At 37.3% G+C, this 14132-nt stretch carries 10 protein-coding genes; all 10 read left to right on the forward strand.

Going from position 1 to position 14132, the window contains the following annotated elements; translation table 11 throughout:
* Positions 1 to 14: 14 nt before the first annotated feature.
* The 10 genes from infB (at position 15) to ACYQ0O_RS09280 (ending at position 14128) form a co-directional block, all read left to right on the forward strand.
* On the forward strand, positions 15 to 2684 hold the full coding sequence (infB, locus tag ACYQ0O_RS09235) for a translation initiation factor IF-2 (protein ID WP_459892366.1): 2670 nt from the start codon (positions 15 to 17) through the stop codon (positions 2682 to 2684).
* A gap of 67 nt (positions 2685 to 2751) precedes the next feature.
* Positions 2752 to 3069 carry a DUF503 domain-containing protein gene (locus tag ACYQ0O_RS09240; RefSeq protein WP_459892368.1) on the forward strand — a complete coding sequence of 106 codons (318 nt, stop codon included), beginning with the start codon at positions 2752 to 2754 and terminating at the stop codon, positions 3067 to 3069.
* A 2-nt stretch (positions 3070 to 3071) separates the two neighbouring features.
* Positions 3072 to 4022 carry a DHH family phosphoesterase gene (locus tag ACYQ0O_RS09245; RefSeq protein ID WP_459892371.1) on the forward strand — a complete coding sequence of 317 codons (951 nt, stop codon included), beginning with the start codon at positions 3072 to 3074 and terminating at the stop codon, positions 4020 to 4022.
* Positions 4023 to 4052: 30 nt separating this feature from the next.
* Positions 4053 to 4982, forward strand: a complete 930-nt coding sequence (gene truB / locus ACYQ0O_RS09250) for a tRNA pseudouridine(55) synthase TruB (protein WP_459892373.1) — start codon at positions 4053 to 4055, stop codon at positions 4980 to 4982.
* Positions 4983 to 5018: 36 nt separating this feature from the next.
* The gene (rpsO, locus tag ACYQ0O_RS09255; protein ID WP_075069040.1) at positions 5019 to 5288 is read left to right on the forward strand and encodes a 30S ribosomal protein S15; all 270 of its coding nucleotides are present in this window, start codon (positions 5019 to 5021) and stop codon (positions 5286 to 5288) included.
* A gap of 292 nt (positions 5289 to 5580) precedes the next feature.
* Positions 5581 to 7794, forward strand: a complete 2214-nt coding sequence (gene pnp, locus ACYQ0O_RS09260) for a polyribonucleotide nucleotidyltransferase (RefSeq protein WP_459892376.1) — start codon at positions 5581 to 5583, stop codon at positions 7792 to 7794.
* Positions 7795 to 7902: 108 nt separating this feature from the next.
* A complete protein-coding gene (locus tag ACYQ0O_RS09265; RefSeq protein ID WP_459892378.1) occupies positions 7903 to 10593 on the forward strand; it encodes an HDOD domain-containing protein in 2691 nt (896 codons plus the stop codon).
* Positions 10574 to 11899, forward strand: coding sequence for a MinD/ParA family protein (locus tag ACYQ0O_RS09270; RefSeq protein ID WP_459892380.1), 1326 nt, complete (start codon positions 10574 to 10576; stop codon positions 11897 to 11899). Before ACYQ0O_RS09265 ends, ACYQ0O_RS09270 begins: the two co-directional genes overlap by 20 nt.
* A 27-nt stretch (positions 11900 to 11926) precedes the next feature.
* Positions 11927 to 13063: a lipid-A-disaccharide synthase gene (gene lpxB, locus ACYQ0O_RS09275; protein ID WP_459892382.1), complete on the forward strand. Its 1137-nt coding sequence runs from the start codon at positions 11927 to 11929 to the stop codon at positions 13061 to 13063.
* 69 nt (positions 13064 to 13132) lie between these two features.
* Positions 13133 to 14128 (forward strand): Gfo/Idh/MocA family oxidoreductase, encoded by a 996-nt coding sequence (locus ACYQ0O_RS09280; protein ID WP_459892384.1) that lies wholly within the window; start codon positions 13133 to 13135, stop codon positions 14126 to 14128.
* Positions 14129 to 14132 lie beyond the last annotated feature (4 nt).

Here is a 14132-nt window from a genome sequence, read left to right on the forward strand (position 1 = left end):
TTTAAGGGGGGATTATGGCCACAAAAATGCGTGTTAGAGAATTATCAAAAGAATTGGGAATAAGTAATAAAGAATTATTACATCTTCTTAGAGAAGAAAATATTCCTGTAAAAAGTCATATGAGTGGGCTTACTGAAGAACAGGTCCAACATGTGAAGGAAAAATTTAAAGAGCAAAGACAAGATAATAGGGTTCAGAAAAAAAAGGTGGCTTCTGGGATAATAATAAGGAGAAGGCCTGTAAAAAGGGAAGAACAAAAGTCTAAGGGTGATGTTCAGGAAACAAGGGAAGAAGTAACTGAAGAGTTAGATAAGAAAGAAGAAACTAAAGAAGAAACTAAGGTAGAAGAAAAAGAAGTTGAAGAAGAAGTAGTTGAGTCCAAAAAAGAAATGGAAAAAGAAGACAGAGAAGATGATAAGGTTAAGGAAAAGGAATTAGAAGAGGTTAAATCCCCCCGTGTTGAAAAAGAACACCCAGAGGAAAAAAAGGAAGAAAAAAAGAGAAAAAGGCCCTTTAAAGATAAAAGAAAATTTAGGAGAAGGAAACCTTATCCAAAGGCAAGGGTGATTACAGTACCAAAAAAAGAGGAATCTCCATCCAGGGAAAGTGGAGAAATAAAGAAAGCTAAGGAATTTCAACCCAGGCCCGCGAAGTCAACTAGACCCAGTGCTGCCCAGGGTTCACCTCCTGTTGCAGAGTTTCCTGTGGTGCCTGAGAAAGAGGACAGGACAAGGCGAAAAAAGAAAACCAAAAAGGTGGTGGATGTATCTTCTATTTATGAAGAGGACACCAAGAAGAAAAAGATCCAGTGGAAGAAAAAGAAGGAAAGTCCAGTAAGTGATAAGACAGGGGGAAAGGCTCCAAAGAAAAAGAAACTCGAGGAAAAACGGGAAGAAACTCCTAAAATAACTACTCAACCAATAAAGGCCGCAAAGAGAAAGATAAAAATAGAAGAGGCAATAAGGGTCTCAGACCTTGCCCAACAAATGGGGGTCAAGGCACAACAGATAATAAAGACGCTCATGGACCTCGGTGTAATGGCCACTATTAATCAGTCTATAGATTTTGATACAGCTTCCCTGGTGGCTGCAGAGTTTGACTATGAAGTTGAAAAGGTGGGATTCTCTGAGGAAGATTTTATCTTGCCCAAAGAAGAAGACAAGCCAGAAGACCTAAAACCAAGACCTCCTGTTGTGACCATAATGGGTCATGTGGACCATGGTAAGACAACCCTTTTGGATGCCATCAGGAGTTCAGATGTTGCATTGAAAGAGGCAGGTGGGATTACCCAGCACATTGGTGCATATCACGTCAAAGTGGGTGATGGATATGTGGTATTTCTAGATACCCCGGGTCATGAAGCCTTTACGGAAATGAGGGCAAGGGGTGCCCAGGTTACTGATATAGTAATATTGATAGTGGCTGCTGATGATGGAGTCATGGAGCAGACCAAAGAGGCAATAAACCATGCAAGGGCTGCTGATGTGCCAATTATTGTGGTCATAAACAAAATTGATAAGGACAATGCTGATCCTGAAAGGGTTAAAAGAGAGTTGGCAGAGCTTGGACTCTTACCTGAAGAGTGGGGTGGGGATACTATTTATGTAAATATCTCTGCAAAAAAGAAGATTGGAATAGACCAGTTACTTGAGATGTTGCTGCTTCAGGCAGAGGTGTTGGAGCTAAAGGCCAATCCAGACAAGAGGGCAAGGGGGTTTATTATTGAATCTAGGCTAGATAAAGGAAGAGGCCCAGTTGGAACGGTACTTATAAAAGAAGGTACCTTAAAGACAGGGGACAGCTTTGTTTGCGGTCTAAATTACGGTAAAGTTAGGTCTCTTATAAGTGACAAAGGACAAAAGGTTGATAGTGCAGGTCCATCTATGCCTGTTGAGGTACAGGGATTTGATGGGGTCCCCAATGCTGGAGAGGAATTTGTTGTAGTTGAAAATGAGAAAGTGGCGAAAAAGATAGCAGAGGCAAGACGACAGAAACACAGGGAAAAAGAATTGGCCAAACAAACAAAGCTCACCCTTGAGAGCTTCTTTAAGGCTAAGGAAGAAGAGAATATAAAGAATTTAAACCTCATTATTAAGACAGATGTTCAGGGGTCATATGAGGCCATAGCTGAAGCACTTGGTAAGCTTTCAACTGATGAAGTAAGTGTTAAAATTATCCACGGGTCAACTGGTGCAATTAATGAAAATGACGTGAGATTGGCCTCGGCATCCAATGCAATTATAATAGGATTTAATGTGCGTCCAACTGCCAAGGTGAAGGAATTTGCTGAAAGAGAAGGGGTGGAGATAAGATTCTATTCAGTAATCTATGACCTTGTAAATGACATTAAAGAAGCCCTATCTGGCCTGCTTGCCCCTATAAAGAAAGAGGTATACCTTGGTCAGGCAGAGGTGAAAGAGACCTTTAATATCCCAAAGGTTGGAACTGTTGCAGGATGTATAGTTATTGATGGAAAGATCCAGAGGAATGCATCTATTAGACTACTTAGGGATGGAGTTGTGATTTACACTGGAAAGGTTGCCTCACTTAAGAGGTTTAAAGACGATGTAAGGGAAGTTACAAAAGGATTTGAATGTGGTATTGGACTTGAGAGATTTAATGATATAAAAGTAGGCGATGTAATAGAGGCCTTTGAAGAAGTTGAAGAGAAGAGGACTTTGTAGTTTTTGTTTAAGGTTCAATCTTCAGGGTTTTGAGAAGATTTGAATACAGGATGTTGGATGTGGAATCTTGAATCTAAAATTATTGGCGGCAATGTTCATGCAAATTGGATGTATTAGGGTTGAATTTTATTTGCATGGTGTCTTTTCTTTAAAAGAAAAGAGGAATATTGCAAATAGTATAAAACAAAAACTAAAAAACAAATTTAATATTTCAATTGCAGAAATAGAATCCCAGGATAATATAAATAGACTTGTTTTTGGTATTGTAACTGTGTCAAATAACGGCAAGGTTATACAGAAAGTTGCTGATAATTTGTTTAATTTTTTGGAAAAAATAACCAGTGAAGAAATAGTAGACACATCGCTGGAGATTTTTAGTTTATAAAAATGGACATAAAAAAAGAAATAATCAATACTATTTTACAAAATAAAACTTTTTTAGTTACCTCCCATATGAATCCAGATGGGGATGCTGTTGGATCAATGGGGGGAATGTTTTATTTGCTTAAAGCTCTGGAAAAAGACGTTTATCTATATAATATATCTAATATTCCAGATAGATTTTCTTATTTGAAGTTTAAGGAATACGTCACTCATACATTGATAAAAAAGGAATATGATTGTGTTATATTTTTAGATTGTGGGGATAGATATAGGGTAGGTAAGGAGATAGAAAAAATCCATGTAAAGACTTCTATTAATATTGACCATCATCCAACTAATGATAATTTTGCAGATATAAACTGGGTTGATGCAAATATGTCCTCTGTTGGAGAAATGGTGTATTATTTATTTAAGGAATCAGGAATAGAAGTGACATATAATATAGCTGAATGTTTATATACTGCAATTGTATCTGATACTGGATCTTTTACTTTTAGTAATACTGGTCCAGATACCTTAAGGGTAGTTATTGAAATATTGGGAATGGGATTTGATTTAGATGATTTTAATAGAAAGTATCAAAGATATTGGACTATAAATAAAGTACACCTCCATGGCCTTGCAATGCAAGATGCAAAACTTTATTTTGATGGTAAACTTGCATTAATAAAAATTCCCAGAGAACTTTTTGAAAAAACCCAGTCAACAGTGGAAGATTCTGAGGGGATAATTAATTATATCAGGCAAATAAAGGGCGTTAAGGTTGCTGCTATTTTGCGTGAAGACGAAGATAAGGTAAAGGTAAGTATGAGATCTTGGGGCGAGGTGGATGTTAGTAAAATAGCCATGGAATTAAATGGTGGTGGCCATAAAAATGCAGCAGGGGGCAGGATAGATTTGCCTTTGGATGAAGCTAAAGAGATTTTTATTAAATGTGTTTCTAGTTATATTTAGTTTGTAAATGGCTTTTGGGACAGTTTGGGTATGAAATCTAATCGAATAAAACAGTGTCATGGGATTTTGGTCTTAAATAAGCCAAAGGGTCCAACTTCAACTTCTTGTCTTGAGAAGATAAAGAGAAGATTTAAGCAAAAAAAGATTGGTCATGCAGGGACTTTGGATCCCATGGCATCAGGAGTACTCATTGTACTTCTTGGCAGGGGTACAAAGCTGGCCCCGTATCTAATGGATGGAGACAAGGTATATAGGGGAGTTATTCGTCTGGGTATAGAGACAGATACCTATGATGTAACAGGTAATGTGGTCAGAGAGTGTGAATTAACAGGTTTATCAGAAAAGGAGGTAATAGAGGCAGTTCTTGATTGGAAGGATTTAAAGGAGCAGGAAGTTCCCCCTTATTCAGCAGCTAAGCATAGGGGAAAAACCTTCTATTCCCTGGCAAGGGGAGGAGAGAATCCCCCAAAAAGGGTGAAAAAAATTTGTATTGACCAAGTAGAAGTTTTAGGAGTAAATTTACCCTTTGTTGAGTTCAGGATAACTTGTTCAAAGGGCACATATGTCCGTTCCCTGGCCCACAGCCTGGGGAAACGGTTAAAGGTGGGTGCAGCCCTATCAGACTTGATAAGAGAAAGGGTTCACCCATATGGCCTTGAACATGGTGTGTCAATGGAAGAGCTCTTAAATTCCCCCTCCCTTTTTTTTGAAAAGGTTATCCCGCTAATGGAGAGTCTTCCCCATTGGCCAAGGCTTGTAGTGGATGAGGTGGTCTCAAAGAGGATAAAAAACGGAAATTTGCTTAAGGTGGGCGAAATCCAGGGGGCATATCCTCAAGACCAAGGAGAAAAGTATTTTTTTTTAGACAATGAGCTAAATCCCTTGGCCCTAATGGAGACTCGATTTATAGATGGGACCCTTTATTGGAAAATTTTACGGGGACTATGGGGAACAGAGTAACAATTAAAAGAATAAAATAAATTAAGGAGGTTTGCTGTGGCACTTTCAGTTGAGGAAAAGAAAAAGATCATTGAGGAGTTTAAGTTACATGATAAAGACACTGGCTCACCAGAGGTCCAGGTAGCTTTACTCACTGCTAGGATCAACTATTTAACAGAACATTTCAAGGTACATAAGCACGATTTTCATTCAAGAAATGGGTTGCTTAAACTTGTTGGACAAAGGAGAAAGCTTTTAAATTATCTGCGGAAAAAGGACGTAAATAGGTATAAAGAGCTTATTCAAAGACTCAATTTGAGGAAGTAAATTAACAGGGTCGGGGAGGTTCCCTGACCCTATAAGTTCAAAGTTCAAGTCTCAAGGTTGGAAGGTGAGGATTAAATTTAGTGATTAGTGAATAGTGATTAGTAACAGGTTTGGGTCATAACATACACATACACAGACACAGACCACAGCTAGATTGGACTCATCAAAGCTTGAGACTTCGGAGTTAATGCAATAAGCAGGCTTTATAATATCCGATTGGAGAGTTGTAATTTAATGCAACATTGAACCTTGAACTTTGAGCGTGGAACAATAAATGAGGAGAATTTATAGTATGGCAGATATTAGTGGAATTAGAGTATGTACTCAGATAGACAATAGAGATTACATAATTGAAACTGGAAAATTAGCAAACCAGGCCCATGGGAGTGTCTGGATTCAAAGTGGGGATACAGTGGTGCTGGTTACTGCTGTGACTCAGCCCCTGGACAGGGAAATAGATTTTATGCCCCTTACTGTTGAGTATCAGGAGATGTCCTATGCCTCTGGCAGGATTCCAGGTAGTTATTTCAAACGTGAGATTGGTCGCCCTTCAGAGAGGGAGACTTTAGTATCAAGGCTTATTGATAGGCCCCTTAGACCACTTTTCCCAGAGGGTTTTAGACAAGAAGTTCAGATAATTGCAACTGTACTTTCAGCTGATCCTAATTGCGATCCTGATGTGCTTGCAGTAAATGGGGCATCCTGTGCCCTTCATTTGTCTCAAATTCCCTTCCTTGGACCAATTGGATGTGTTAGGGTTGCATATGTTGATGGGAACTTTGTGTTGAATCCTTCACAAGTGGAGTTAGAATACAGTAAAATGGATATTGTGGTGGCAGGGACAAAAGATGCTGTTGTTATGGTTGAAGGAAGTGGTGAATTTGTGTCTGAAGAGTTAGTTGCTCATGGAATAGAATTTGGACATAAACACATCCAGTCTTTTGTTAAGTTGCAGGAAGAGCTAAGGCACAAGGCTGGAAAGCCAAAATTGGAAGTAGAAAAAAAAGAAGAGGACAGTGAGCTTTTACAGACAATTGAAGAGGTTGGATATAAAATATTGTCTGATGCACTTAGGATACCATCTAAGGTTGAGAGAAAATTGGCCTTAAAACAGGCTCAGGAAGAGATAATTGCAAGGCTTAATGAAAGATATGGATCTGACGAAGAGTTGCTTAAAGAAAAATTAAAACAGGCACCAGGTTATATAAAGAAGGTGGAAAGTAAGATTGTTAGGGAATGGATCAAAAATGGAGAACCAAGGATTGATGGTAGATCTTTAACAGATATTAGGAACATAAACATGGAAGTGGGATTGCTTCCCCGTGCCCATGGATCAGCCCTTTTTGCCAGAGGAGAGACCAAGGCATTGGGGGTGGTTACTCTGGGATCAAGTCAGGATGAGCAGCACATTGAGACTTTAACAGGGGATCTTAGCAAGCGTTTTATGGTCCACTACAATTTCCCCCCCTATTGTGTTGGAGAGGCAAAAAAACTCAGGGGTCCGTCCAGACGAGAGATTGGACATGGTGCCCTTGCAGAGCGGTCTCTCACCCCAATACTGCCATCTCCTGAGGAATTTCCATTTACCATTAGGTTGGTCTCAGAGATAATGGAGTCCAATGGTTCTTCTTCAATGGCAACGGTTTGTGCAGGATCACTTGCCCTTATGGACGCAGGTGTGCCTGTAAAGTCCCATGTTGCAGGGGTTGCAATGGGTCTTATTAAAGAAGACGATAAATTTTTTGTATTAACAGATATATTGGGGGATGAAGATCACCTGGGGGATATGGATTTTAAGGTTGCTGGAAACAGGGAAGGGATTACTGGAATTCAGTTAGATATAAAAATAACTGGGATTTCTAAGGACATTTTAATTAGGGCCCTGAACCAGGCAAAGGATGCAAGATTGTTTATTTTAGAGAAAATGGAGAATATAATTGCAACTCCCAGAGAACAATTGTCAGAATATGCGCCCAAGATTGAGGTGATAGAGGTTACCCCTGACAGGATAAAGGATATAATTGGACCGTCAGGTAAGAATATTAAGGCCATTGTAAAAGAGACCGGGGCAACAGTTGATATTGAAGACAATGGAAAAATAACCATATTTGCACCTGATAAAGAGTCCATGGATAAGACCATTGAGAAGATACTTTTTTACGATCAAAAGCCCGAGCTGGGAAGGGTTTACAATGGAAAGATAAAGCTTCTTAAAGACTTTGGTGCAATAGTTGAGATACTACCAGGGGTGAATGGGTTGGTTCACATTTCCCAATTGGAGATTGGTCGTGTGAACAATATCTATAAGAGTTTTTCACCAGGACAACAAATCAGAGTTAAAGTCATAGAAATAGAGGAAGGTACAGGAAAGATTAAACTAAGTAGACGGGCTGTATTATTAGAAGAGCAAAGGAAAAGTGGTCAATGTGAAACAAGGGATAATAGGAGACCAGGATATAGAGATAGGGGATCAAGACCATCATCAAATCACAATAGAAAAAAATAAAAAATCTTGAAATTTTTTACCTGATTTTTTACCGTAACCCTAGTTTGGAAAATTGCAAACTAGGGTTTTTTATTATGAACTCCTCAATGTCATAATAGGGGATGACAATTGGAAAATTACAATGAAAAAAAATTGGTCAGGTGTATTGAAAAAGTATCAGATCTCCCTTCTCTTCCTTCTATTACCATAAAGGCTCTCTCCCTTTCCCTTGAAGAAGATGTGGATATCAAGGGGTTGACTAAGGTTATTGAGAGCGATCCCGCTTTGGTGGTAACCATTTTAAAAAGGGTCAATGCATCTGAAAGATATCGTTCAAAAAAGATCAGTGATATTTCCCACGCAATATCTCTTATTGGAATTTCTGATCTGCAATGTATACTGCTCAGCAATATATCTTTTAGCTTTTTGGAAAAACAGAAAAAAGATAGAGGGATTTTAGATTTTCACAAGGAGATTTTGTCCCATAGTTTGACCTGTGGTATATTTGCTTACCTTATAGCAAAAACTACATACCCAGAACTAAAACAAGATGCCTTTTCAGCAGGGATACTTCACGATGTGGGGAAATTGGGTATTTTATTGTGCGAAGGAGAAAATTACATTAATGGTATTAGATTTGGAGACTACATGGGTGATAGCCTAAAGGGAGAACAGAAAGCCCTGGGCTATGACCACACTATATTAGGCAAGAGGTTGACCAGGGAGTGGGGACTGTCTGAATCCTTGATTTCAGTTATTTCATATCACCATATAAATATTGGGTCATTGGAGTTTTTGAAGGACTATTACGTATTTCTTTGTATTGTAAAGCTTGCAAATATCTTATCCCATGAATTTGCAGTGGCTGATACAGTGCTAGAGGAAGAGGTCAGGGAAAAGAACCTTATTATAAAAAAGCTTGGATTAAATCAAAATGATTTAAAGGAGATCAACTATTTATTTTTAGAAGAGTACAGGGAAAAAGCAAGTTTTTTTGATCTGGAAGAGAATTTAGAAGGAATTTATTTGCAAACAGTGGAAAGGGCAAATCATCGTGTATCTAAACTGGCCTTAGAGCTCAGTAGGCAGAAAAACCAGCTAAAAAAGAGTTATGATTTTCAGAAATTAATTAATGAAATAGGTCTATTAATTTCTAGATGTACAAGTGTAAAAAATCTCTTTCAGAAAATTGCAAATGTGTTTTCTAATTTTTCCTATTTTAGAGCAGGATTGATCTATGTGTTGGATCGGGAAAATTGGATATTAGAGGGAAATATATGGCACAGTAGCAAAAAGAGTAGGCAAATAAGGTGTTTTTTAGATAAAGAAGGAAGACCTATATGGGATCAACAGACATCTAAATTCCCCATAATATTAAAAGAATTGTTTTCATCTTATAAGGACAGGATTTTTGTGGACCAACAGTCAAAAATAGACTTAACCATATCGTATAAATCTCCTTTTTATACTGTTCCAATATATTCTGAGAACATAAATATCCAGGGTGAGCTGTGTCTTGCCCCAGCATCAGTAGACTATTCAATTTCAGATATTGAGAAGCTATATTTGTCCCAAGTAGTTAAGTTGGTGGTCTCTAGTATAGAGAATATTAGGCTCATAGAAAGACTTGAGAAAAAAAATGAAGAGATTGCTTTTGCCCTATGGAAGAATCAGCAGCTCCAAAAACAGGTACTTCACACAGAGAGGCTTGCTATTGCAGGACAATTGGCAGCAGGGGCTGCCCATGAGATAAATAACCCCTTAGCTGTTATAAATGCCAGGGCCCAATTGTTACATTTAAAAGAGACCGATGAGGTGAAAAAAAAGAATTTAAATCAAATCATTGAACAAATAGAGAGGATTAGTAATATCCTATCAAGGCTCATGGACTTTGCCAGACCAGCTCCCCCCACTTTAACTTCAGTGGATATACATTTACTGTTGGATAAGGTTTTGGATTTTGTTGGGCCTGGTCTAAGAAAACACAAGATAGTTGTTGAAAAGGAGTATCAAAAGGATCTTCCAAATATAAAAGCAGATCCAAATCAATTGGAACAGGTGTTTTTAAATTTAATTATCAATGCCCAACATGCAATGGAAAAAACAGGTGGTACTTTGTGTATCAAGACGTCCCACAATATTGTTAACAAACAAATTGTGGTGGAGATTATAGACCAAGGGTGCGGTATCCCAGAGAAACAGCTAAAAAATATATTTGATCCCTTTTTTACCACAAAGGACCCAGGAAAGGGTACTGGTCTTGGACTCTCCATATCAAATTCAATAGTAGAAAACCACTATGGCAAGTTGGAAATAAAAAGCAAAGAAGGGATAGGTACTATAGTTAAGGTGATACTTCCAATGGACATAAATGAGCTGAGGGAATTGGACTCCTTGAACTCCTTTTCCCAGAAACAAAGGAGTTATAATATTAAGCCCAGGATATTGGTTGTGGATGATGAAAAACATATACGCGAAATATTGACTGAAACATTAGAGGATGAGGGTATGGAGGTTACCAGCCGTTCAAATGGGGCAGAAGCTCTGGAGGTTCTGGATAAAAGTAGATTTGATTTAGTGCTCCTGGATATAAAGATGCCAATTCTAGATGGACTTTCCCTTATTAATGCAATAAGGAGAAAAAATTTTGATATTCCAATAATTGTTATAACAGGAATGGCCACCCATGAAGAGATAACCGAGGCCTTGAGTAAAGGGGTATATAAATGTATTAAAAAACCCTTCCACATAAAAGCACTGTTAAAAGACATAAAGGACGTCCTCACCAAGGAGGGTTTTTTTGAAGAGCTCTCAATGTAGAATTATATCTGTTGCCAGTGGGAAGGGTGGGGTGGGAAAGACATCCTTTTCCCTTAATCTAGCATATAACCTATCCAAACACAAAAAGAAGGTATGCATAATAGATGCAGACCTTGGGCTTGCCAATATTGATGTTGTACTTGGAATAAATCCTGAATTTACCCTGGAAGATATAATTTTCAGTGGAAAAAGTATAGAAGAAGTTATTTATCCAATAGATGAATATCTCCACTTGCTTCCAGGAAGTTCTGGTATTCCAAAACTTGCAGACCTTTCTCCAAAAAATAGACGGGAATTAATCCAAAAATTTTCTTCTTTAAAGGGATATGATTTTATTATAATAGACAACTCTCCTGGAATTGCTCCTTCGGTACTTTCCTTTTGCCTGGCTACAAAGGAATTAATCGTGATTAGTACCCCAGATCCCACTTCTATTACTGATGCCTATGCCCTTATAAAGAGTTTAAAGGAAAATGGGCTCTATTATCCTCCTTTACTTATTTTAAATAGGGCAAAGGGGAGGGATCAGATAAAAAAGGTAATGGCCAGGTTTCAGGATGCATGTAAGAAATTTTTGTCCATTTCAATTCTTTTCTTGGGGGCGGTGTTTGAAGATAGTATAGTTGAACAAGAGCTGGTAAATAAAGCACCAATATCTAAACTACATCCCAATTCACTGCCAGGAAAATGTTATAAAATTATAACAGAAAGGATTCTAAATAGACCAAAGCAAAATCTCTTTTTTTCTGATCCAGGAGAAATGATAAAACAATCAGTAATACAATTTACTTCCAGGATTTCAAACCAAAATTTGGATAAACAATATGAAGATCCAGTATCAATTTTGGATTCTGTGAAGATATTGATTGAAAACACAATTTCATTGAAACAAGATAAAATTTTGCTAAATAGAATAAAAAAAGAATTAAGCGAGATAAACCAATTAGTTGATACATATTTGGCCCGTATAGGGAAAAAGAAAAAAATAGGGCTTTTATCTTTAGATATATCAATAAAAAATCTCATAACTGATGTACTCATAGATAGAGATTATCACGTAATAGATCTGTTTGGTATAAGGGATATATCTGAATTAGATTTGGATTTGGTTATATATTACCATATTCCTACCAAAAAGTTACCTGGTTCTTATATGGAAATTTTTAAATTATCCATTCCCATATTACTTATATCCCCTTTCAATTACTTCATCCCAAACAAAAACATCAAGGGATTTTTGAAGTCTCCATTTAATATTAAGGATTTTTACATTGAGGTAGATAGATTAGTAAACAATGAGTCATAAAATCCAGAGTGAGATCAGGGGGAAATTGTGAAAAAGGGTTGCTTTGTCCCTGAAAGTGATAGTGTATGGATTAGTGCACTTGAGACATCAGGGGATCTACATGGTCAACGGCTGATTTCAGCCTTAAAGTCCAAGGGTTGTTCCTTTGATTTTTGGGGAATTGGTGGAATCAATATGTCAAAGGAGGGTATAAACCGCCTGTTTAGCTCAGAAGAGTTTTCTGTGATGGGACTTTTTGAGGTAATAGGGCATCTACCTAAGATCTTTAGGTGTTTTAGAAAAATAGAAGAGGTCTTTAAAAGTGGCAAGATAAAATGTGCAATACTTATAGATGCACCTGATTTTCATTTTAAAGTGGCTAAAATTGCGTATAAATACAATATCCCGGTATATTATTATATAAGTCCCCAGGTATGGGCATGGAGGCCTGGAAGGATAAAATTTTTAAAAAAATATGTAAAAAAACTCTTATGTATCTTTCCCTTTGAAAAGGAATTTTTTAGACAACATGGCTTAAAAGTTGAATATGTGGGCCATCCATTAATGGAATATATGGATTTTGTGTATTTAGATGGTCTTGAAAAACAAGATGATACCTTGATACTGCTTCCTGGCAGTAGGGAAAAAGAAGTTAAGAAGATTTTACCAATTATGTCAAAATCATGTGAGATAGTCTCATCTAGTATGCCAGATTTGAACATAAAGATTGTGGTAGCACCAGGCATAAGCAGAGAATTAATTCATGGGTTGTGGAATGTGGATATTTGTTATGAATTAGTTGATTTTAAAAATAGGTATATAGAGATGGTAAGATCAAAGGTTGCAGTGGTGGCTTCTGGTACTGCTTCCCTTGAGTGTGGGCTGCTTAGGCTACCTTCGGTGGTTGTTTATAAGGTAAGCTGGCCAACCTATTTTATTGGAAGGATGTTTGTTAAGACCAATTTTATAAGTATGACAAATATTATAATGGACAGGGAGGTTTTTCCAGAGCTTATTCAAGGGGATTTCACCCCTGAAAAAGTTGCGTCACATATAAACAGGTGGCTAGAGAATCCTTCTTTGTGTGAGGAAGTAAGGACTTCTCTTGTTGAGTTGAGACACAAATTGGGCACAAAAAAGGCTTCTTTTGAAGCTGCTAAGATTATTTGGGAGCAAATGAGTTAATTTTTTAAAATGTTTTAGTAGGGTTGTATTGTAATAAATACAAAATTAGCCATAAATTGGAGTCGTTAGATGAAAAAGATAAAGTTTGGTGTAATTGGAGTGGGACATCTTGGTAAATACCACCTGAAGGTGGCCAGAGAAATACCTTACTTTGAGATTGTTGGAATAAATGATAAAGATATTGGCAGGATGAAAGAGATATCTATAAAATACAATGTTCCGGCTTTTACTGACATGGAGGAATTACTGGATAGATGTGATGCTGTTTCAATAGTTGTTCCTACAAAATCCCACTTTGAGATAGGGATGAGGGCCCTGGATATGGGCTGTCATGTATTTATCGAAAAGCCCATTACTGAGACAATAGATCAGGGCAGGGAATTGGTCTCTTTTGCTGATTCTAAGAAATTAAAACTACAGGTGGGTCACATTGAGAGATTTAATCCCGCTTATTTGAGTTTGCAGCATCTGCAACTCTCACCTATGTTCATAGAGGCCCATAGACTCAGTAAGTTTAATCCAAGGGGTACTGATGTTAGCGTTATTCTTGATATAATGATCCATGATTTAGATATAGTCTTGAATCTCATAGATTCTCCAATAAATTTTGTCCATGCCTGTGGTGTAGGGGTTGTATCTCCATCAGAGGACATAGCAAATGTGAGAATTGAATTTGAAAATAGTGCAGTGGCCAATTTAACTGCGAGTAGAATATCTGCAAAACATATGAGAAAAATGAGACTTTTTCAAAAAGACCAATATATTTCAATAGATTTTTTGAACAAAAAAAGCGAAATTTTAAGTCTAAAAAAGGTGAGCCCTTTAAAGGATAAGGGATATGAGATTATGCTTTTAGGAGAAATAGGTGAGGGTGAAAGTAAAAAGGAGATATATTTTATATCCCCACCAGAAATGGATATTAATTCCCTAAAGATGGAGCTAGAAGAATTTGCAAAGTCCATTTTGTATGACACTGAAGTTAAGGTAACTGGACATGATGGACTAAGGGCACTAGGGCTTGCCCAGGAAATAATAAAACTCATGAAAAAACCTAAAAATATTTAGGAAA

The sequence above is a fragment of the Desulfothermus okinawensis JCM 13304 genome (assembly GCF_054654515.1).

Bases quoted from the DNA above. Each gene is read 5' to 3' on its own strand.
- infB (WP_459892366.1), top strand. From the start codon at position 15: ATGGCCACAAAAATGCGTGTTAGAGAATTATCAAAAGAATTGGGAATA.
- ACYQ0O_RS09245 (WP_459892371.1), top strand. From the start codon at position 3,072: ATGGACATAAAAAAAGAAATAATCAATACTATTTTACAAAATAAAACT.
- truB (WP_459892373.1), top strand. From the start codon at position 4,053: ATGAAATCTAATCGAATAAAACAGTGTCATGGGATTTTGGTCTTAAAT.
- pnp (WP_459892376.1), top strand. From the start codon at position 5,581: ATGGCAGATATTAGTGGAATTAGAGTATGTACTCAGATAGACAATAGA.
- ACYQ0O_RS09280 (WP_459892384.1), top strand. From the start codon at position 13,133: ATGAAAAAGATAAAGTTTGGTGTAATTGGAGTGGGACATCTTGGTAAA.